The organism is Undibacterium sp. RuTC16W, assembly GCF_049339445.1.
Classification (GTDB): Bacteria; Pseudomonadota; Gammaproteobacteria; order Burkholderiales; family Burkholderiaceae_D; genus Undibacterium.
This window is the reverse complement of the sequence record NZ_JBMPPE010000008.1, coordinates 117887-139226: the sequence shown is the minus strand read 5'-3', so window position 1 is coordinate 139226 and position 21340 is coordinate 117887. Positions and strand designations below refer to the sequence as shown.

Here is a 21340-nt window from a genome sequence, read left to right as displayed (position 1 = left end):
CTGTGTAAAGGGTCTGTTTGTAAGGAGTTTGCTGGTATTCAGAAGATTTTAGTGCGAGTTTTATTTAAGTTGATTATGTTTTAAATAATATTTGCTTGCGACATGCAAATCCAGGCAACCACGATTACGGTATATGCGCAAACGACAATGGAAATAAGAGATAATTTCATTTTGGTAATCTCCTTAATAAGCTGACAGGCGCTATTCATGGTCAGTACCAACGCATGAATCTCACTAGTAATGGTAGTGGGTTTCTCTAAATTTTCCAGACCTGATTCATGTAAAATTTGTAACAAAACGTCTAATTAAGTAGCATATTGTCGTTACTTGCGCTGGCCTCGCTGCCAAACCCCGAAAAAGTTCATGAATACCCCTTGAAATGACATGGTTACCCCCCATTTCCTAAGAAATGTGTATTTGATTTGGAGATAAACGATGCAAGACCAAGAAAAGCCTGTAGACAACGTTAATACAGAAGTGCCTGCAGAACCTGCCGTGGAATCGGTGAATGATGCTGTGCAAGACGCTGATGCTGCAGGAACTAATGCAAACGAGACTTTAGCGCAGTTGGAAGCCAAAGTTCTGGAGCTGCAGGATGCGTTCATGCGTGCTAAGGCCGAGGGTGAGAATATCCGTCGCCGTGCCCAAGAGGACATCGCGAAGGCGCATAAATTTGCGATAGAAGGTTTTGCTGAAGCAATGGTTCCGGTTAAAGACAGTCTGGAAATGGCCCTGAAAGTAGAAACACCATCGATTGAGTCTCTCAAAGAAGGTGTTGAAATGACATTAAAACAATTGAGCGCTGCGTTTGAAAAAAACCGTTTGCTTGAAATTAATCCTGTTCAGGGTGAGAAGTTAGATCCAGCTAAGCATCAGGCGATTTCCATGGTACCTGCTGAGCAAGATGCAAATACGGTTGTGACAGTGCTGCAAAAGGGTTATACGATTGCCGATCGTTTATTGCGACCAGCATTGATTACCGTGGCGCAAGGGAAATAGCAAAAACAGGCAAAAAAACGATAAAAAATGCTTGAAACTAGGGTTTTTTGCCCTATATCCAGAACAACAGAGCGGCAATATTGCGTAAAGCAGCTCAATAAATATCAAATAATTAAACTAAAAAGGGAAACATCATGGGAAAAATGATCGGTATTGATTTGGGTACCACCAACTCTTGCGTCGCTATCATGGAAGGCGGCCAGCCAAAAGTTATTGAAAATGCAGAAGGCGCACGTACCACACCGTCGATCATCGCTTATCAGGAAGATGGCGAAATTCTGGTCGGTGCGTCAGCAAAACGTCAGGCAGTGACCAATCCAAAAAATACATTGTTTGCGGTCAAGCGACTGATCGGTCGTAAATTCGACGAAAAAGAAGTACAAAAGGACATTGGTCTGATGCCTTACACAATCTCCAAAGCGGACAATGGCGATGCCTGGGTTTCTGTACGTGACAAACGTCTGGCACCACCACAAATTTCCGCTGAAGTTTTGCGCAAAATGAAAAAAACTGCTGAGGATTACCTCGGTGAAGAAGTGACCGAAGCGGTTATTACTGTTCCAGCTTACTTCAATGATGCACAACGTCAGGCAACTAAAGATGCAGGCCGTATCGCTGGTCTGGATGTAAAACGTATCATCAACGAACCAACCGCTGCAGCTTTGGCTTTCGGTTTAGATAAAAAAGAAAAAGGCGATCGCAAGATTGCAGTCTACGATTTGGGTGGCGGTACTTTCGACGTATCGATCATTGAAATCGCTGACGTTGATGGCGAAATGCAGTTCGAAGTATTGTCTACCAACGGTGATACTTTCTTGGGTGGTGAAGATTTTGATCAACGCATCATCGACTACATCATCGACGAATTCAAAAAGATCAATGGCCTGGATTTGTCCAAAGATCCTATCGCTTTGCAACGTATTAAAGCGTCGGCGGAACGTGCGAAAATCGAATTGTCCAGCTCACAGCAAACAGAAATTAATGAGCCATATATTGCTATGGCAAACGGCGCACCGGTGCATTTGAATTTGAAAATCACACGCGCTAAGTTGGAAGCTCTGGTTGAAGAGCTGATCCAGAAAACCATGGACCCATGCCGCATGGCGATCAAAGATGCAGGCGTAAAAACCTCAGACATCGATGACATCATTCTGGTCGGTGGTATGACGCGTATGCCTAAAGTTCAGGAGTTAGTCAAAGAATTCTTCGGCAAAGAACCACGTAAAGATGTGAATCCGGATGAAGCGGTCGCAGTCGGCGCTGCAATTCAAGGTTCAGTATTGTCTGGCGATCGTAAAGATTTGCTGTTGCTCGACGTGACGCCATTGTCCTTAGGTATTGAGACTCTGGGTGGTGTGATGACGAAGATGATCCAAAAGAATACAACGATTCCTACCAAGTTCAGTCAGGTATTCTCGACAGCAGATGATAATCAGCCGGCAGTAACGATTAAAGTTTACCAAGGTGAGCGTGAAATCGCTGCACGTAACAAAGGCCTGGGCGAATTCAATCTGGAAGGTATTCCGCCATCAGCACGTGGCACACCACAAATTGAAGTCACTTTCGACATCGATGCCAACGGTATTTTGCATGTAGGCGCAAAAGACAAGGCAACCGGTAAAGAAAACAAAATCACCATTAAGGCAAACTCTGGTTTGACTGAAGAAGAAATTCAAAAAATGGTGAAAGATGCCGAGTTGAATGCGGAAGAAGACAAGAAGGTCAAAGAACTGGCTGAATCCCGCAATCAAGGCGATGCATTAGTTCACTCAACCAAAAAAGCCCTGAGCGAACATGGTGACAAGCTGGAAGCGGGTGAGAAAGAAAAAATCGAAGCCGCGATCAAAGATCTGGAAGATATTCTGAAGAATGGTGACAAGGCTGAGATTGATACCAAAATTGGTGCTTTGTCCACAGCGTCACAAAAGCTGGGTGAAAAAGTCTATGCCGATATGCAAGCTCAGCAGGCTGCGGCGGGCGGTGCAGCAGGTGCTGCTGGTGCAACTGATGCGCATGCAAAAGATGATGATGTTGTCGATGCAGACTTCAAAGAAGTCAAAGACGGTAAGTAATTAGTCCGGCGGGCGATCCCCGCCAAGACTCGCCGGGCAGGTTGATCGTAGTCGCGATTTCCCTGCTCGGCGTTTTTGCTTAATTCGCTGAGAGTTAATAAGGCGCAAAGAACAAGGTGTAAAGAGATGGCGAAGCGTGATTTTTACGAAATTCTGGGCGTAGCAAAAAATGCCACGGAAGATGAAATCAAAAAAGCATATCGCAAACTGGCGATGAAATATCATCCGGATCGTAATCCGGATAGCAAAACTTCGGAAGAAAAATTCAAGGAGGCGAAAGAAGCCTACGAGATGTTGTCCGATGCGCAAAAGCGTGACGCTTATGATCGTTATGGCCATGCAGGCGTTGACCCAAATATGGGCGGCGGCGGCGGTGCTGGCGGCGCTGGTTTTGCCGATGCTTTCGGTGATATTTTTGGTGATATTTTCGGTGGTGGTCGTGGTCGCAGCAGCGGTCCGCAAGTGTATCGCGGTGCTGATTTACGCTACAACCTGGAAATTAGCTTAGAGCAGGCGGCTAACGGCTTTGATACAACGATACGTGTACCGAGCTGGGATGAATGCGAAACCTGTCATGGTTCCGGTGCCAAACCAGGTACTCAGCCAGTCACTTGCAGCACCTGTGCAGGACACGGTCAGGTACGTATGCAGCAAGGGCTGTTTAGTATTCAGCAAACTTGTCCCAAGTGCCATGGCACAGGCAAGATGATTCCTGACCCTTGTACTAGCTGCTCCGGTGTTGGTCGCATCAAGCGTAACAAAACACTGGAAGTCAAAATACCAGCCGGTATTGATGATGGCATGCGTATCCGTTCATCGGGTAATGGTGAGCCGGGCGTGAACGGTGGCCCTCCGGGTGATTTGTATGTTGAAATCCACATCAAGCAACATCCTGTCTTCCAGCGAGAAGGTGACGATCTGCATTGCGAAATGCCAATCTCCTTTGTGAAAGCCGCATTGGGTGGTGACATCGAGGTCCCCACTTTAAGTGGTAAAGCCTCATTCACGATCCCCGAGGGCACGCAATCCGGTAAAACTTTCCGCTTGCGTAGCAAGGGCGTGAAGGGCGTACGTTCAGGCTATGCAGGGGATTTATTTTGTCATGTTGTGATTGAAACCCCGGTTAAATTGACGGACAAACAAAAAGAGTTGCTGCGTAATTTTGAGCAACTCACTGTTGAGGGCGGTGCCAAGCATAATCCGCAAAGCAAGACCTGGATGGATAAGGTTAAAAAGTTTTTTGAGTAAGTAATGAGCGCTTAAGCCGCATTGCCTGTCATCTGATGACAGGCAATGCATCTGTAACCTGCCAATAATCTGGCAGGTTTTTTTACGTCCTCGTTTCGTATTGGGGGCGTACTTGCTCGGCTTGACAATTCATCATGTCAGTCATCGTATATATTGCTGATGGTGCTTGGTTTTTACTAATTTTGATGAAAATTTATTCTTTCGATACCGAGTTTAAGCAAGGCAAGCATAAATAATTTCAGGTAAGCTTAACTCTGTGGTGACGTGGCAACGAATTACTTTTGTCACGACTGCTTAGTGGTCTTACTCTAACTTCGCATTGCATAATAAGACACCCGTGCGAAAAATAAGGGTGAAAAAAATTAATGGAGACAAATATGGTTTGGAATACAAGTAAACGCTTGTTGGTCGTGGCATTGTTTGCGTCCGCAAGTCTGGTCACGCATGCAGCAACGACGGAAGTAGCAGGCGCGAAGTTTGAAGACACAGTTCATCTGGCAAATACAGATTTAAAACTCAATGGCGCTGGCATTCGCTATAAAGCGATTTTTAAAGTCTACGCAGCAGGCCTTTACTTACCAAGTAAAAAGACGACAGTGCCTGATGTACTGGCATCTACTGGCCCGAGGCGCGTAACAATCGTGATGCTGCGCGATGTTGGTAATGAGGAGTTTGGTCGGGGATTCATGTCCGGCATGCAACAAAATACCGATAAGGCAGAAAAAGGTAAATTGACCATGCAATTTCTGCGCTTGGGCGAATTATTCGCGTCTGTGCCTGAGTTGAAAAAAGGTGACATCATGCTCACCGACTGGGTACCTGGCGTAGGAACGACGTTTTATTTAAACGGTAAAAAACTGGGTGAGCCGTATCCTGATATCGCTTTTAATAATGCCTTGTTACGTATCTGGTTAGGTGAAAAACCAGTCGATAGCTCCCTGAAAAAGGCCATGCTGGCTGACACTGGTGAAGAAAAAAGCGGTTTCCGTTAATTTAGCGGTTAGTTCTGGGTTAGTCGAAAACCTACATCACAGATTGATCTAGACGGAATAAGTTAAGTTCAAAAACGCGGTGATCAATTGAATTGATCGCCGCGTTTTTTATTTTCTTCACAAAATGAACTACGGACTTCTTTTCAATGGATATAAATTTAGAATGAATTCTCGGTTAAAATCACGCCTGTCGAAAATGAAGGGCAAGTATGAGTACGCAAGACCAATCTATTCTCTCTCCTGAGCAACTTCTCCAGAATAATCGTCAGTGGGCAGATGCAATTAATGCCAAAGACGCTGACTTTTTTAAAACACTCGCTGCGCAGCAATCTCCGGAATATCTGTGGATCGGTTGCTCTGACAGTCGGGTTCCTGCCAACGAATTATTAGGTTTGTTGCCAGGTGAGCTATTTGTTCACAGAAACATCGCGAACGTCGTTGTTCACACCGATCTCAATTGTTTGTCCGTATTGCAGTTTGCGATTGATGTCCTGCGCGTAAAGCATGTCATCATTTGCGGGCACTATGGCTGTTCCGGTGTACATGCTGCCCTGACGCGCCGTCGAGTTGGCCTGGCGGATAACTGGTTGCGACATGTTCAGGACGTGCATCAGAAGCATGAAGCGTATCTTGGTGATGTCTACACCGAACGTGAAAAGAGTAATCGCTTGTGTGAGCTAAATGTGATTGAACAAGTTGTGAACCTTTGCCAGACGACGATTGTGCAAGATGCCTGGGAACGTTCACAGAACCTGACGATTCACGGCTGGGTGTACGGTCTGCATGACGGCTTGTTGCGTGAGCTGGGGATGCGGGTGAATTCCGTTGACACTCTGGCGCAGCATCTTGAAACCAGTCTGGCACGTTTCAAAGACGAGAGCTCTGTGTTGGTGAAATAAATTTCAGTTTATTCGCATGGCGCAGGTGTAATGCGCTGCACGATAGTGTAGCGCGTCTCCAGTTCATGTCTCTTTTGGCTTTCGCGCTGGATCCGGCGAAGTGACTCAATCGCTGTCGTGACAGACACTAACCAGAATAGACATTTAGTGATGGCTAGACGACTTGTCACAAAATGCGATCACTGGTGAATGCCACACCGATCCCTATACTCGATTAGAAGCAGTGTTCCGGAGCAGGGAATGACTTGTCCTTGACCGCCGCCACATACGCTTGAACAGCGGCATCAATCGTTGTTTGTCCATCCATAAAATTTTTCACAAAACGCGCTTTACGTCCGGGGAATACACCCAGTAAATCATGCATGACCAGGACCTGTCCTGAACAGTCCGAGCCTGCGCCGATACCGATCGTCGGTATCGTCAGTAAGTCGGTGACTTCTTTGCCCAGTGCCGCGGGAATCGCTTCTAGCACCAGCACGCTGGCCCCCGCTGCCTGCAAGCTCAGTGCATCTGCTTTAAGCAAATCTGCGGCGGCGGTAGTTTTGCCCTGTACTTTGTAGCCGCCAAGCTGATGTACTGACTGTGGTGTCAGGCCGAGATGCGCACAGACAGGCACTGCCCGTTCCGTTAAAAATTTAATCGTCGGTGCCAGCCAGGCACCACCTTCGAGTTTGACCATTTGCGCGCCTGCTTGTATCAACTGTACGGCGTTGTTAAAGGCAGACTCAGGCGTCGCATAGCTACCGAACGGCATGTCTGCGACGACCAGTGCACTCTTATTGCCGCGGCATACACTTGCCGTGTGATAGGCGATATCCTGCACGGTGACAGGCAGTGTAGAGTTGTGTCCCTGGCATACCATGCCAAGCGAATCGCCGATCAGCAGCATCTCAACACCGCAGCGATCCATCAAAGCGGCAAAGCTGGCGTCATAGCAAGTCAGCATTGTGATTTTTTCACCTTGCTGGCGTTGGGCGATCAAGCCGGGGATGCTGACCGCTTTGCGATCTTGTAAATATTCAGCCAAGATAATTCTCCAGAATAGTGTTGATATATTGATTCTTTGTACTGAGTGTCAGCTTCTGAAAATAAAATACACCGCACCGATTAAACATAAGCCTGCCCATACATAGTCGAGCTTAAACGGCTGTCCCATATACAGCATAGCAAAAGGCACAAAAACGATCAGTGTCAGCGCTTCTTGCAAGATTTTTAATTGCGCCAGACTGTATTGCGTATAGCCGATACGGTTCGCGGGCACTTGCAGCAGGTATTCAAACAGAGCGATGCCCCAGCTGATCAGCGCCGCGACCCACCAGGCTTTGCTGGACAGACTTTTTAAATGGCCGTACCACGCCACGGTCATAAACACATTGGATAAAATCAGCAGGCCGGTAGTTTGCAGGATCACAGGTATTTGCATGGGAGTATCCCTCTTTGCTACTCTATCACGCATAGCAATATTGCGGATTCATCTAAAAATTGGTGGTACTGGTAGGGAGTATAAGTAAATTATCCCAGAAATTGAATGCCCTGACCCCTGATCAGTTCTATAAAATCACGTGCTGCGCCTTTGCCGGGGATCTCTGTGTCGGGATTCACTTGCAATAAGGGCAGCAAGACAAAAGCCCGTTCAGTCATTCTTGGATGCGGCACGGTCAGATCTTCGTGATCAATCTGTTCCGATCCGTACAATAACAAATCCAGATCAAGCGTGCGTGGCGCATTCCGGTAGGGACGTTCACGTCCGAACGCCAATTCGATTTCTTGCAATGCCTTGAGCAACTCATCAGCAGACAGGCTGGTGCTGATTTGTACGACGGCATTGATGTAATCGTCGCCCGAGGATTCAATCGGGGCGCTCAGATATAGACCTGACTGTGCCAGTAAACGCGAGGCGGGCAATGCCGCTAGCCGAATGATTGCCTGCTCGACGGTGCCTCGTGCATCGCCGAGATTTGCGCCGATGCCAATACATGCCTGGATTGTCGTCACCATTTATTCGGCAGCAGCCGCTTTACGTGGTGCGCGGCGGCGCGGGCGGCGTTTTTTTACCTCACCTGCGGCGTCTTTGGGTTTGATCGTCAGCAAATGCTCACGCTCGCTGCCGTCAGCTTCCATGAAGGCTGTCCACCATTCGCCAATCTCCGCATCAATCTCGCCAGAGGCGCAGCGCAGTAACAGGAAATCATAGCCAGCACGCAGACGCGGGTGCTCCAGTAATTTGTAAGGAGATTTGCCGATACGTTTTTCAAAGCGCGGTTGCATCGCCCAGATATCGCGCATGTCTGATCCTATTTTGCGCTGCAAGGCCAGGCTATCAGTCTGCTTATTCAGTACGTCGTCAGCAGCCAGATGCAGTGCGGGAATCGCCATTTCGCCTGCGGCTTTATAGGCTTCCCATTTTTCCAGAACCTGATGCCATAGCAAGGACGCGAACAGGAAACCCGGTGAAACGGGCTTGCCTTGCCGTACCCGCTCATCCGTATTGGCCAATGCCAGAGTGACAAATTTTTCACCCAGTGGTTGCTCCAGTACGACGTCCAGCAAAGGCATTAAGCCGTGATGCAGACCGGCTTTTCGCAGTTGTTGCAGGCATGCCATGGCGTGCCCGCTCATCAGCAGCTTGAGCATCTCATCAAATACGCGGGCGACCGGTACATTATTGATCAGAGGTGCCATGACAGGGATAGGCGCGCGCGTTGCTTCGTCAATAGTGAATTGCAGTTTTGCGGCGAAGCGCACGACACGCAGCATGCGCACCGGATCTTCGCGGTAACGTGCCTCAGGCACACCGATGATACGCAAGGTTTTTTTACGGATGTCGGCAATCCCGCCGTGATAATCCAGCACGGTTTGCGTAGCGGGATCGTAGTACATCGCATTGATGGTGAAGTCGCGTCGGACGGCATCTTCATGCTGTTCACCGAAGGTGTTATCGCGCAGTACACGACCATGTTCATCCTTGGGTGCGCCGTCAGTCGCCGCACCGCGGAAGGTGGTGACCTCTAGCAAATCCTGACCAAACATGACATGCACAATCTGAAAACGTCTGCCGATGATGAAGGCGCGGCGAAACAGTCGCTTGACTTGTTCCGGTGTGGCATTCGTCGCGATATCAAAATCTTTGGGTTTGACACCTAGCAGCAGATCCCGCACTGCACCGCCTACGACAAAGGCTTTAAAGCCGTTTTCCTGCAGAGTCTGCGTGACCCGAACGGCGTTCGATGACAGCAATTCAGGATTGATGCCGTGTTCTTTGGCGCTGAGCACAGTGGGTTTGTGCTTTGTTCCTGCTGGTTCTGGCGGGTTTTTGACACCCAGCATTTTGCGGATAAATTTCTTGATCATTGCGCGTCAAATAAATGAATAATCGGCCAGCCGAGCTGTTCGGCGTGGGCACGTAGTTTGTTATTAGGATTCGTGGCGACAGGATGACTCACAATTGACAATAAAGGAATATCGTTTTGTGAATCGCTGTAAAAATAACTCTGCGGAAAATCACTAAGCTGCTTGCCCTGAGAGGCTAGCCATTGGTGCAGATGGATGACTTTGCCTTGACCGGAGGTAGGGATGCCCAACAGTTTGCCGGTAATTTTTCCATGGTTGTCCAGTTCCGGCTCGGCGGCGATCAGATGTTCTACACCAAGAGCTTTGGCGATCGGTGCTGTCACAAAGCGATTGGTCGCCGTGATGATGGCGATCAGGTCTTGCTGATCTTGGTGTTGCTGCAACAAATCTCTGGCCGCTGGCAATAGCGCCGGATGAATGACCTCATGCATAAACTGCTGATGCATTGCATCAAGTTGATGATTGGGAAATTGTGCCAGGGTGCCAAGTGCAAATTCCAGATATTCAACCGGATCCAGAGTGCCGGCCTGATATTGGGCAAAAAATTCTGCGTTACGCCTTGCAAAGGCATCGGCATCAACAGCACCGGTACGTGCTAAAAACTGGCCCCATTCATAATCCGAATCGATAGGAAGCAGGGTATGGTCAAGATCGAATAAAGCGATGTTACGCATGATGGCAGATGACAAAGGCTGAGAGTCGTTGGTAGGCATTAATTGGTATAGGCTTGTTGCTGTTGTAGCAGTTCGCGCAGTAAAGGTAAGGTGATCGCCCGTTTGGTTTCCAGCGAGTAGTGATCCAGTTGATCAAGCATGGAGGTCAGCGAGCGCATATCGCGTTGGTAATGCGTAATCAGGTAGGGTAACACGCCACTTGAGATGCTCATGCCACGCGCATGCGCCGAGCGCTCCAGCGCATCTATTTTATCTTCATCTGTCAGTCCCACAACCTGATAGATCAGGCCCCAGCCGAGGCGGGTACGTAAATCATCCCTGACATTCAGGATCATAGGCGGGTGATTGCCGGCAGCAACCAGAAAACCACCGTGGGCGCGGGTTTCATTGAACAGGTTAAAGGCATCGATCTGGGATTGCGGTGGTAGATTTTCGCAATCATCGAGCAAATACAAGCTGATTTCCGGAGTGTGATCAAAGGCGCTGCCGGGGGCATCGGCGCTGATATAACGCGCTTGCCCGCTGGTAGCCAGCGCATGCAGCAGATGTGTTTTACCCGCACCAGCTTCGCCCCACAGGTAGACAAAACGTTCGCCATATTGACTTGGCGTGCGGTGGGAAAACAGACTCAGCAATTGGGCGAGTTCCGCATTTTGTCCGACCACAAAGGTATCCAGGGATGGCAGTTTTTCTGCATCCAGATCAAGCAGTAATTGCCTCATGGTTGACGATAAAGAGAGCTATTAAAATAAGAAACACGCAAATGTTTGACCGCCACGGCGAGAATGGCCGAAGCAGGTAGTGCGACCAGGATGCCGATAAAGCCAAACAACTGACCAAACGCCATCAAGGCAAAAATCACTGTCAGCGGATGCAGGCCTATACGTTCCCCAACCAGCCGTGGTGTCAGGAAAAATCCTTCCAGTATCTGACCAATGCTATATACGACTGCGACAGCAACCAGACCATGCAGACCGTCGAACTGAAGTACAGCACCAATCAATGCCAGTACCAGGCCGAGTCCGAAGCCCAGATAGGGGATGAAAACCAACAATCCCGTGATGATGCCGACCGGCAGCGCCAGATCAAAACCCGCCAGTGCCAGTCCGCCTGAATAGTAGACCGCGAGAACGATCATGACCATGATCTGTCCGCGCAGATATTGCGCGAGGATACTGTCGACTTCGATGACGCCCGATTTCACGCCGCCGACCCAGCGCCGCGGGATGAATTGTTCCAGCCTGTTCATGAGCGGATGCCAGTCCATCAGCAGGTAAAACAAGACGATAGGAATCAACAGCAGGTTCGCTACCATCCCGATGACCGCCGTACCACCCACCCGTATCGACGACAGAACAGCCTTGCCGATAACATCACCACTGGTAGCGAGTTGCTTGGTCAGCATGGTTTTGATTCCGGCGCTATCTAAGCGTACTTTGATTCCCAGATCGCTCAGCATTGGACCCAGCAAGTCATTGGCTTTGTCAAAAAAGCGTGGAATCTGGTCTTGTAACTGAGGAATCTGTTTTTGCAAAATCGGCGTCATGATCAGCAGCATGGTCAATACCAGCAGAACCACCAAGATAATCAAGAGGCTCGCTGCCATTGCGCGCGGCAGCCGGAATTGCTTGATGCGCAAGGCGCACAGGCGATCTACCCATGGGTTGAGGATGTACGCCATGATGCCTGCAACGATGAACGGCATCAGAATCGGCCCAAGCATCGATACCAGCAAAAGAAGTGCGCATCCGATCAGCAGCCACAGGGCGGTCTGTTTTTGTTCGGCAGTAAAAGAAAATGGCATAGGCTGGCTTGGTGGCGTCAGGTCAAAAATTCTTAGCAAATTTTACAGTGCCAGAGTGGCAATGTTGTCTTCGCTCTCGGGTAACAATTTAGGCAAGTATCTGGCCTGGTATGAATTAAAGCCCCTAAAAACTAGGAGCGGAGCGAGCGTTTTGTTAAAATAGCGCTTTTGCCGATGAAATTTGCAGGATTCAACGGCAAGCCTCCTATTTTACCGCCTCAAGCCCCTATTGACGAATATCATGAGCACACCAAGCAATGTTTCCCTCTCTTACCGTGACGCTGGCGTCGATATGGTCGCTGGCGATGCGCTAGTCGACGCGATTAAGCCTTTTGCTAAACGCACAATGCGCGAAGGCGTCATGGCTGGCATCGGTGGTTTTGGTGCCATGTTTGAAATCAGTAAAAAATATAAGGAACCTGTTCTGGTTTCTGGCACTGACGGCGTCGGTACCAAGCTAAAGCTCGCTTTTCACCTGAATCGCCATGACACTGTTGGTATTGATCTGGTTGCGATGAGCGTCAATGATATTCTGGTACAAGGTGCGGAACCTTTATTCTTTCTCGATTATTTCGCCTGCGGCAAACTTGATGTGGCTGTCGCGACTGATGTGATTAAAGGCATTGCTTTTGGTTGCGAACAGGCAGGCTGCGCCCTGATCGGCGGCGAAACCGCGGAGATGCCATCGATGTACCCGGATGGTGAATACGATCTGGCCGGTTTCGCGGTAGGTGCAGTAGAAAAATCCAATATCATTGACGGTACCAAGATCGCGCCGGGTGACGTAATCCTCGGTCTGGCCTCTTCTGGCATTCACTCAAACGGATTCTCTCTGGTTCGTAAGATTATTGAAGTTGCTAATCCTGACCTGAATGCTGATTTCCACGGACGCAGTCTGGCAGATGCACTGATGGCGCCGACCCGTATCTATGTGAAACCTTTGCTGGCATTGATGGCGAGCATGGAAGTTAAAGGCATGGCGCATATCACCGGTGGCGGCCTGGTCGAAAATGTACCGCGTGTACTGGGTGATACCTTAACGGCAGTATTAGACAGCAGTGCCTGGCAATTGCCACCTTTGTTCACATGGTTGCAGCAACATGGTGGTGTTGCCGATGCAGAAATGCACCGTGTATTCAATTGCGGTATCGGCATGGTCGTGATCGTATCGAAAGAAAACGCTGATGCTGCGATGGCACAGCTGGCAGCCGCAGGCGAAACTGTGGCATGTATCGGTACTATCCGTGCACGTGAAGGTAACGAACACCAGACCATCGTCATCTGAGGTCAACCAAGAGCAACCGGTTCATTCGTTTGATTCCATAAAAAAGCGCATGTGCATCATGCGCTTTTTTTATTGCCGCTAGTTTTTACTTGTGACGACGCTGCTTGACCCATCAGGCACCGCCTTATTGTGCCCTTGTCCTGCTCTTGACCCGCTTCTCTACTGTTCGTCACTGATACAGAAAAATTCCTGCTGTCTCGCATTTGTATAATGCAAATCATGAGTTACAGCATCGTTTGGTTTAAACGTGATCTGCGTTTACATGATCACCTCGCGCTTCACACGGCCGCCGCTCGTGGGCAGGTGTTGTGCGTCTACGTGATCGAGCCAAGGATATGGGGTCATGCGGATGCGGCGAATCAACATTATCAATTTGTGCTGGAAAGTTTGCGCGAGTTGTACACCGCATTACGTCAGTCAGGTGGTCAGTTGCATGTGCTGACGGGGGATGTCCCCGAAGTGTTCCAGCAGTTGCATGCGGCTTTGCCTTTTCATTCGATTTACTCCCATGAAGAAACTGGTAATGCGCTTACTTATCAGCGCGACCTCGCACTTGGGCGCTGGTGTCGTCAGCAGCAAGTCACCTGGCGAGAATTTCCCCAATTCGGTGTTGTACGGCGACTTGCCAGCCGCAATGCCTGGCATACGCATTGGGATGCACATGTACAACAAGCCTGTCTACCAGTCCCCCTGTTAAATAGCGAAAGCTTTGCCACTTTTCCGCTCACCCGGCAGCGTCCCCCTGCACCTCAGGAACTGGGATTACAGTTAGTTGATCCACCTCGTCGTCAATCAGGTGGACGCGCTGCAGGTGTAGCGGTGCTGGAGAGTTTTTTGAGTGACCGCAGCAACCAGTACCGCGGTGGTATTTCTTCCCCTTTATCCGCACCGACCGCCTGTTCCCGCTTGTCCCCTTATCTTGCGTATGGCTGTTTAAGTTTGCGCGAAATCGTACAGGCAACCCTGAGGCAGAGTGCGCAACTGCCGGTCACCGCATCGCGTCAAAAACAAGGACTGAGCGCATTCATCAGCCGTTTGTATTGGCATTGTCATTTCATCCAGAAATTAGAAAGCGAGCCCGAACTGGAATATCGCAACCTGCATCGCGGCTACGACGGCCTGCGCGAGCACGACTGGAACCCGGATCATTTCGCTGCCTTGACCACAGCACGTACGGGCTGGCCACTGGTTGACGCCTGTGTCGCCATGTTGCGTGAAACCGGCTGGCTGAATTTTCGTATGCGCGCCATGCTGGTGTCAGTGGCCGCTTATCCTTTATGGCTGGACTGGCGGCCGGTAGGTCATTGGCTGGCGCGTCAATTTCTGGACTATGAACCCGGCATACACTGGAGTCAGATGCAAATGCAATCGGGCACGACGGGAATTAATATTCCGCGTATTTATAATCCAATCAAGCAGGCGATGGATCACGATCCGCAAGGACGTTTTGTACGTCATTGGTTGCCAGCCATGCGACGGGTTCCTGACTCCTGGTTGTTTGAGCCTTGGCGTATGCCACCCGAAGTACAGTCGAACTGTGGTGTCACGATAGGTGAAGATATTCCTATGCCAGTAGTGGATCTGGAGCAGGCAACAAGAGCGGCCAAGGCGCGTCTCTTCGCGCTAAGAGCACAGCCAGCGGTGAGGTCAGCGAAAGCAGCGATTGTCGAAAAACATGGATCAAGGAAAAAAAGCCAGTCCCGCTCAAAGCGCAAACAAGCCAGCGCGAAGAATTCGCCGCAACTGAGCTGGGAGTTCTGAATGAAAATGCGTAAAAAATCCGATTTGCCTTGCAAAATGTGCCCGCAATGTCAGCGGCCGTTTAGTTGGCGTAAAAAATGGGAAAAAGTATGGGACGAAGTCAAATATTGCTCAGAACGCTGCCGCCGCGATAGCCGGAGCGCTACATGATCACATTAATTTACTGGTTTCGTCACGATTTACGTCTATCAGATAATGCGGCGTTTTTAAGTGCTTGTAGCCGGGCGGACAGATTGATTCCGGTTTTTTGTCATGACCCTGATGTATCGATAAAAACGATCTGGGGTTTTGAGCGGATGGGAGCACACCGGCAACAATTTTTAGCCGCGAATTTAGACGATCTCCATACGCATCTGCAATCTTATGGCAGCGCTTTGCTAGAGCTTACGGGGGAGCCTCGCCAGGTTCTGTTGGACTTAGCTCGTGAATATGATGCAGCAGCCGTTTTCTGTGAGGCGATTGCAGCACCTGAAGAAGAGGCGGCGCTACACGCCTTGAGGCATCAGGGTGTGCAAGTGATCGCGAGCTGGCAATCGAGTTTGCTTGATCCTGATGACCTGCCATTTGCTGAGCAGGAACTGCCTGACGTATTCACGCAGTTCCGCACGGTGATTGAGGCCGCTGGCATTAAACCGCCACGTCCGCTGGGTGCGCCGGAATCCGTGCCACCTTTACCTGAGCAGATGGATTTCCTTGCTGAGCATCGCCGGTCCAGATCCGTTACCGTTTGTGCCGGTCACATTGAGGATGACCGCTCCTCATTCCCTTACAGCAAGGCAGAATTTTCTGGTGGCGCGGGCGCCGCGAATGCGCACCTGCAACAGTATCTGGCGAGAAAACTGCCGCATACCTACAAACTCACCCGCAATGGCTTGACCGGCACGGATTATTCCACCAAATTCTCACCATGGTTGGCATCCGGTGCGCTGTCCGCCCGGTCCATTCATGCCGCGCTGAAAACCTTTGAGCGGGAGTATGGTGCCAATGACGGCAGTTACTGGATATGGTTCGAATTATTGTGGCGGGATTATTTTCGTTTTCTTCATCTCAAATATGGGCAACGTTTATATGCTGCCCGCGGCTTATCGGATTTGCCTGTACCACCTCATGATGACGAGGCCTTTATACTCTGGTGCAAAGGCGAAACGGGTGAGGAATTAGTCGATGCCGGAATGCGCGAATTAGCTATGACGGGTTATTTGTCGAACCGGTTGCGGCAAGTTGTTGCCAGCTATCTGATCCATGATCTCGCATGCGATTGGCGGGCAGGGGCGGCTTGGTTTGAGTCGCAACTGATCGACTACGACGTCTACAGCAATCAAGGTAACTGGTTATATATTTCCGGGCGGGGTACGGATCCGCGGAATGGGCGACGTTTTAACCTGCAAAAGCAAACACGAGATCATGATGCGGACGGTAGCTATCGCCGGCGCTGGCTTAGCCTCTGATTTCTCTTTAACAGTTTCAGCGAGTTTCAACAACTTTCAACCAGTTTTCACATCGCGCTGACATAGTGTTAGCGCACATCCTCAGCATACCTGGCATCTCTATGACAATATTACGATTAATCCTAGGCGATCAACTAAATCTCCAGCATCGCTGGTTCTCCGAAACAGCGGACGATATTGTGTATGTCTTCATGGAAGTGCGCCAGGAAACCGACTATGTTTTACATCACGCACAAAAAATTCTAGCCATCTTTGCCGCGATGCGCGATATGGCGCGCCAGTTGAAAGAACAAGGCCACCGCGTACATTATCTGACGATTGATGATGCGACTAATCTGCAATCATTGCCTGCCAATATTGATGAACTTATTACGCATTATCAGGCGGTCAGTTTTGAATATCAGGCGCCGGATGAATGGCGGCTTGATCAGCAATTGTATGAACACGGACGGCGTTCAGCAGCCAACTGGGTGATGGTCGATAGCGAGCATTTCTATACAACACGCTCAGAGGCCGCGGATATTTTCACCGGTCGTCGTCAATGGCTGATGGAGTATTTTTACCGGCAAATGCGAGTCAAACATCAGATCCTGATGGAAGACGCGAAGAAGCCGACCGGTGGTCAATGGAACTATGATCATGACAATCGCAAGCCTTGGCGCGGCACGCCGACGGAGCCTGTCGATCAACGATGTTTTCACGATCATTCTGCCTTGTGGAATACGATAGTCGCCGCTGGTGTAAAAAGTTTTGGCAATCCTCAGGCAGATCAACTGGCATGGGCTCTCAACCGCGCTGAAGCATTGCAACAACTCGATGCTTTTATCGATCATGCTTTGCCACATTTTGGTGATTTTCAGGATGCAATGAGTAGCAACGCCTGGCGCTTATTCCACTCACTATTATCGTTCGCATTGAATGTCAAAATGCTGAACCCGCGTGAAGTCGTCGCCAAAGCAGAAGCCGCATATCAACAAGGTCATGCATCACTGGCGGCAGTAGAGGGGTTTATCCGGCAAATTCTGGGATGGCGTGAGTACGTGCGCGGTGTGTATTGGACAAATATGCCGGATTACGGACAGCACAATGTGTTCGGCCACTCAACTGCCTTGCCCGTGTGGTTCTGGACCGGGCAGACTAAGATGCGCTGCTTGTCTCATGCAATAGGACAATCTCTGGAGCAGGCGCATGCCCACCATATACAGCGATTGATGGTGATCGGTAACTTTGCACTATTAGCCGGACTGGATCCGCATGCCGTGCATTGCTGGTATCTCGGTGTCTATATCGATGCGTTTGAGTGGGTGGAGATGCCGAACACTCTGGGCATGAGTCAATTTGCTGATGGCGGACTCCTTGCAACCAAACCTTATGTATCGAGTGCTGCTTACATCGACAGAATGAGTGATTATTGCAAGGGCTGTCATTACGATAAAAAAGCCCGTCTCGGCGAACGGGCTTGCCCGTATAACGCGCTGTACTGGGACTTCTTCTATCGCAATGCCGAGCGTTTGGAAAATAATCCGCGTATCGGCATGGTGTATCGTCAATTAGAAAAAATGGATTCAGAAGCGATCCAAGGCTTCACTGAGCGAGCCGCCCTGTTACGTACTCGCCTTGACGAACTTTGATTCAATGCGGGTTGAACATTGATGTGGCAACTGTCATTGCTGACAGCATGATTTTATTTAGACTTATTCCAATGACAACCAGAGTTTGTCCCAGTCGCCGGGCTGGAATGTGCCTTCACGTTTAAATACAAGCTGGTGTTGTGGGTTGAGAACAAAGTGAGTTGGTTGTGTCACGATGTTACCGAAATTATCTTTGTGGCCAGGCGCATTACGCCATACGGTAGGAAAACGCTGATCTTTGGGATAGGCATGCGTGGTGATGTCATTGTATTCGTCCAGGTCTTTTTTGTTTTGATCGATATTGACACCCAGCAGTACGAATTTTTTCTTCGAATTACTGACATAAAACTCTCGCATTAATTTCAGATCATGGCTACAAAGCTCACAATCGAAGGTAAAGAAGCTGACTAATATCGTACGGCCTGAAAAGTCTTTGAGGTCGAGTATCTTTCCCGTGATATCTGTACCATGCAGCGTGTATTTAAGAAGCTCAGCTTTTGACTGTCCTGATACGAGTGGTGACGACATCATCAAGCCAGCAATGCTCGTCAACTGAATGAAATTTCTTCGATTCATATTATCCCCTAGACGTAAGTACAGCGAATTGAGTAACGAAATAAGCAAGAAAATACGCAGAAAATAGGTAGCCGATACATAGAGTACCAGAAGAATGAGGTGCTGCTTATTGCATGTTTTCTGGTAAGTAAGTTAACTCAGAGAGAGCCAGAGATTGTCCCAATCATCTGGTTGAAAAGTACCTTCGCGTTTAAACACTAATTCACTTTTTTGATTTAATACAAAGTGGGTTGGTTCGCGGACGATGCTACCGAAATTATCCTTGTGGCCAGGAGCATGTCGCCATAAAGTAGGGAAGCGCTGCTCTTTCGGAGTCGCCAGTGAAACGAATTGGTTATACGTATCGAAATCTTTTTTATCCTGATCAATATTTACGGCCAGCAAGACGAATTTTCGTTTCGAATTGCCGACATAGAATTCGCGCATTAATTTTAAGTCGCGGGTACAAAGATTACAGCCACCGGTAAAAAAGCTGACGAGTACAGTCTGGCCGGATAAATCATTCAGATCGAATTTTTTACCGTTCATATCTGTTCCCTGCATCGTGTATCGGGTCGGCTCTTTACTGTTTTGCGCCATGATGCCAGCGCTTGCGATGGATAAGCCTGAGATCGCCAGGCTGTGGATGAAATGTCGTCGGTTCATGATGCGTCCTTGTGCCAAATTAATTTCGATGTCGTATGAAGCAAGAAATAAATTGAAGATGGAAGAATGGCCTCAGCCATATCTCAGCCATATGTATGACCAATTAGTCTGTAATAAGCTCACAAACTTACAAAATTCAGTAAATATATTTCCAGCAAGAGCACCATTGATATGGTTAATTTGATAATATCATTCGCTTATTTCGATGAGCGCAGATCAACTGCCCGCAAAATCATAAAACCACAAAGGGAAACCATGTTTAAAAAGTTAGGAATTATCATCGCCGTTGCTTTCTCAATGCTGTTGACACCGTTGATACAAGCCGCCGATGCGCCAGAAAAGAAAATGACAGCAGAAGAATTCGTGGCGTCGTTGAAATTCCAGCAAGGCAAAATCACGCTGCCAAACGGCATCGCAAGTTTGAATTTGTCGCCATCGTTTCGCTATTTGTCTCCTGAAGATACGGAAAAAGTATTGGTCGATGCATGGGGTAATCCGCCGGGCGCAAAAACCTTGGGTATGATTTTTCCTGCGAATGTCAGTCCACTCAGTTCGGCAAGCTGGGGTGTGGTTGTGACCTATGATGAAGACGGTCATGTCAAGGATGATGATGCTGACAGCATTAATTACGATGACTTGCTAAAGGATATGAAAGAGGCGAATGTCGCTGCGAATGAGGAGCGCAAAAAAGCAGGTTATTCACCTATGACACTGGTGGGTTGGGCAGAGAAGCCAAGTTATGATAAAACGAGCCATAAATTTTATTGGGCGAAGGAATTCGCTGGTAGCAAGGCCGGAGAAAATTCCTTGAACTACAACATCCGTGTTCTTGGCCGCAAGGGCGTGCTGGTATTGAACGCTGTGGCAGGTATGGAGCAAATCGCGGAAGTGAAAAAAGAAATGCAAAACGTTGTTGCTTTTACTGAGTTCGCAGACGGCAATCGTTATGCTGACTTTGATGCGAAAAGTGATAAGGTTGCCGAGTACGGTTTAGCGGCACTGGTTGCCGGTGGCGTTGCTGCTAAGTTAGGATTTTTCGGTAAAATTTTTGCGATGTTGCTGGCCTTTAAAAAATTACTCTTGTTAGGCCTTGCCGCTGCTGGCGCTGCGATTGCCAAATTGTTTGGCAAAAAGAAGGATGGCGATGCCGGGCAAGTGTAAGTATGAATATGGGTACAGGTATGATCACTCCACGTATAAAACAAAAACTAATTAGGAGGTTTCAGGATGGTTAAGTTGTTGACGTGGCTATTCGCCGTTGGCAAATTGGGTAAGTTGCTGACGACGGGTGGCACGATGCTCATCTCCATGATTGTCTATTCATGGATTTTTGGGTGGCGTTATGCGGTAGGTTTTGTTTTACTCATTTTTATACATGAAATGGGGCATTTCATCGCTGCTCGTCAGAGGGGATTAGATGTTGGAGCACCGACGTTTATCCCTTTTGTCGGTGCCTGGATACAGCTTAAAGAATTGCCACATGATGTAGAGACAGAGGCATATATCGGATTTGCTGGACCGATTGCTGGAAGTATGGGAGCGTTAGCATGCTATTGGCTGGGTAGAAATTATGAAAGCAATTTGATGTTAGCGTTAGCCTATTCGGGATTTATGATTAACTTGTTCAACCTTATCCCGATTTCGCCACTAGATGGTGGACGCATCACCGCCATCATTTCTCCAAAAGTCTGGTTGGCAGGTATCCCTTTACTGATTGCCTTATTTTTCTACAATCCAAGCCCTATGCTGATTTTGATTGCGATTCTGGCGTATCCGCAGTTAAAGCAAGCATTTTCCAAAGAACCACCTGAGGGTTTGCCTGCGGATTATTACCAGGTTCCGACGAATACACGGCTTAACTATGGCGCGTTGTATCTGGGCTTGGTTGCCTTCCTTGCTTTGATGAGTTATGAGCTGCACGAGATATTACCGAAGTCTTAATTTTAGATTGATTT

21 protein-coding genes are annotated in these 21340 nt (G+C 48.8%); 12 read left to right on the top strand and 9 right to left on the bottom strand.

The window, feature by feature from the left end; translation table 11 throughout:
* The first annotated feature begins 435 nt into the window (after positions 1 to 435).
* The 5 genes from grpE (at position 436) to can (ending at position 6210) form a co-directional block, all read left to right on the top strand.
* Entirely contained in the window at positions 436 to 999 is a 564-nt protein-coding gene (grpE, locus tag ACO0K4_RS15810; RefSeq protein WP_422957614.1) for a nucleotide exchange factor GrpE, read from the top strand.
* Positions 1000 to 1133: 134 nt separating this feature from the next.
* A complete protein-coding gene (gene dnaK, locus ACO0K4_RS15805; protein ID WP_422957613.1) occupies positions 1134 to 3071 on the top strand; it encodes a molecular chaperone DnaK in 1938 nt (645 codons plus the stop codon).
* Between the two features lie 126 nt (positions 3072 to 3197).
* Positions 3198 to 4319 (top strand): molecular chaperone DnaJ, encoded by a 1122-nt coding sequence (gene dnaJ, locus ACO0K4_RS15800; RefSeq protein ID WP_422957612.1) that lies wholly within the window; start codon positions 3198 to 3200, stop codon positions 4317 to 4319.
* A gap of 377 nt (positions 4320 to 4696) precedes the next feature.
* Positions 4697 to 5311 (top strand): chalcone isomerase family protein, encoded by a 615-nt coding sequence (locus ACO0K4_RS15795; protein WP_422957611.1) that lies wholly within the window; start codon positions 4697 to 4699, stop codon positions 5309 to 5311.
* Positions 5312 to 5520: 209 nt separating this feature from the next.
* Complete coding sequence (gene can / locus ACO0K4_RS15790) at positions 5521 to 6210, top strand: carbonate dehydratase (RefSeq protein ID WP_422957610.1); 690 nt, start codon at positions 5521 to 5523, stop codon at positions 6208 to 6210.
* 214 nt (positions 6211 to 6424) lie between these two features.
* Here can and panB read toward each other — a convergent pair whose 3' ends face one another.
* The 7 genes from panB to ACO0K4_RS15755 form a co-directional block, all read right to left on the bottom strand.
* Positions 6425 to 7237, bottom strand: a complete 813-nt coding sequence (gene panB, locus ACO0K4_RS15785; RefSeq protein WP_422957609.1) for a 3-methyl-2-oxobutanoate hydroxymethyltransferase — start codon at positions 7235 to 7237, stop codon at positions 6425 to 6427.
* A 48-nt stretch (positions 7238 to 7285) separates the two neighbouring features.
* Positions 7286 to 7633, bottom strand: coding sequence for a DMT family protein (locus ACO0K4_RS15780; protein WP_422957608.1), 348 nt, complete (start codon positions 7631 to 7633; stop codon positions 7286 to 7288).
* Positions 7634 to 7722: 89 nt separating this feature from the next.
* The gene (gene folK, locus ACO0K4_RS15775) at positions 7723 to 8208 is read right to left on the bottom strand and encodes a 2-amino-4-hydroxy-6-hydroxymethyldihydropteridine diphosphokinase (RefSeq protein ID WP_422957607.1); all 486 of its coding nucleotides are present in this window, start codon (positions 8206 to 8208) and stop codon (positions 7723 to 7725) included.
* Positions 8209 to 9561, bottom strand: a complete 1353-nt coding sequence (gene pcnB / locus ACO0K4_RS15770) for a polynucleotide adenylyltransferase PcnB (RefSeq protein WP_422957606.1) — start codon at positions 9559 to 9561, stop codon at positions 8209 to 8211.
* Complete coding sequence (locus tag ACO0K4_RS15765; RefSeq protein ID WP_422957660.1) at positions 9558 to 10235, bottom strand: HAD family hydrolase; 678 nt, start codon at positions 10233 to 10235, stop codon at positions 9558 to 9560. The genes pcnB and ACO0K4_RS15765 overlap by 4 nt, the downstream gene beginning before the upstream one ends.
* A gap of 38 nt (positions 10236 to 10273) precedes the next feature.
* Entirely contained in the window at positions 10274 to 10957 is a 684-nt protein-coding gene (gene hda, locus ACO0K4_RS15760; protein ID WP_422957605.1) for a DnaA regulatory inactivator Hda, read from the bottom strand.
* Positions 10954 to 12039: an AI-2E family transporter gene (locus ACO0K4_RS15755; protein WP_422957604.1), complete on the bottom strand. Its 1086-nt coding sequence runs from the start codon at positions 12037 to 12039 to the stop codon at positions 10954 to 10956. The genes hda and ACO0K4_RS15755 overlap by 4 nt, the downstream gene beginning before the upstream one ends.
* Before the next feature lie 241 nt (positions 12040 to 12280).
* Between ACO0K4_RS15755 and purM the strand changes: the two genes are divergently transcribed.
* The 5 genes from purM (at position 12281) to ACO0K4_RS15730 (ending at position 18164) form a co-directional block, all read left to right on the top strand.
* The gene (gene purM, locus ACO0K4_RS15750) at positions 12281 to 13324 is read left to right on the top strand and encodes a phosphoribosylformylglycinamidine cyclo-ligase (RefSeq protein WP_422957603.1); all 1044 of its coding nucleotides are present in this window, start codon (positions 12281 to 12283) and stop codon (positions 13322 to 13324) included.
* Positions 13325 to 13543: 219 nt separating this feature from the next.
* Positions 13544 to 15085, top strand: a complete 1542-nt coding sequence (locus ACO0K4_RS15745) for an FAD-binding domain-containing protein (RefSeq protein WP_422957602.1) — start codon at positions 13544 to 13546, stop codon at positions 15083 to 15085.
* Positions 15086 to 15235: a DUF2256 domain-containing protein gene (locus ACO0K4_RS15740; protein WP_422957601.1), complete on the top strand. Its 150-nt coding sequence runs from the start codon at positions 15086 to 15088 to the stop codon at positions 15233 to 15235.
* Positions 15232 to 16533, top strand: coding sequence for a DASH family cryptochrome (locus ACO0K4_RS15735; protein ID WP_422957600.1), 1302 nt, complete (start codon positions 15232 to 15234; stop codon positions 16531 to 16533). The genes ACO0K4_RS15740 and ACO0K4_RS15735 overlap by 4 nt, the downstream gene beginning before the upstream one ends.
* A 101-nt stretch (positions 16534 to 16634) precedes the next feature.
* Positions 16635 to 18164 carry a cryptochrome/photolyase family protein gene (locus ACO0K4_RS15730; protein ID WP_422957599.1) on the top strand — a complete coding sequence of 510 codons (1530 nt, stop codon included), beginning with the start codon at positions 16635 to 16637 and terminating at the stop codon, positions 18162 to 18164.
* Between the two features lie 63 nt (positions 18165 to 18227).
* On the opposite strand, the gene ACO0K4_RS15725 is transcribed toward ACO0K4_RS15730, so the two are convergent.
* Both ACO0K4_RS15725 and ACO0K4_RS15720 read right to left on the bottom strand, forming a co-directional pair.
* Positions 18228 to 18740 carry a TlpA family protein disulfide reductase gene (locus tag ACO0K4_RS15725; RefSeq protein WP_422957598.1) on the bottom strand — a complete coding sequence of 171 codons (513 nt, stop codon included), beginning with the start codon at positions 18738 to 18740 and terminating at the stop codon, positions 18228 to 18230.
* A gap of 132 nt (positions 18741 to 18872) precedes the next feature.
* A complete protein-coding gene (locus tag ACO0K4_RS15720) occupies positions 18873 to 19385 on the bottom strand; it encodes a peroxiredoxin family protein (RefSeq protein WP_422957597.1) in 513 nt (170 codons plus the stop codon).
* Between the two features lie 255 nt (positions 19386 to 19640).
* Here ACO0K4_RS15720 and ACO0K4_RS15715 point away from each other — a divergent pair, with 255 nt between their 5' ends.
* A complete protein-coding gene (locus tag ACO0K4_RS15715; protein WP_422957596.1) occupies positions 19641 to 20546 on the top strand; it encodes a DUF2167 domain-containing protein in 906 nt (301 codons plus the stop codon).
* A 66-nt stretch (positions 20547 to 20612) separates the two neighbouring features.
* Positions 20613 to 21326 carry a site-2 protease family protein gene (locus tag ACO0K4_RS15710; RefSeq protein WP_422957595.1) on the top strand — a complete coding sequence of 238 codons (714 nt, stop codon included), beginning with the start codon at positions 20613 to 20615 and terminating at the stop codon, positions 21324 to 21326.
* Positions 21327 to 21340: the final 14 nt, after the last annotated feature.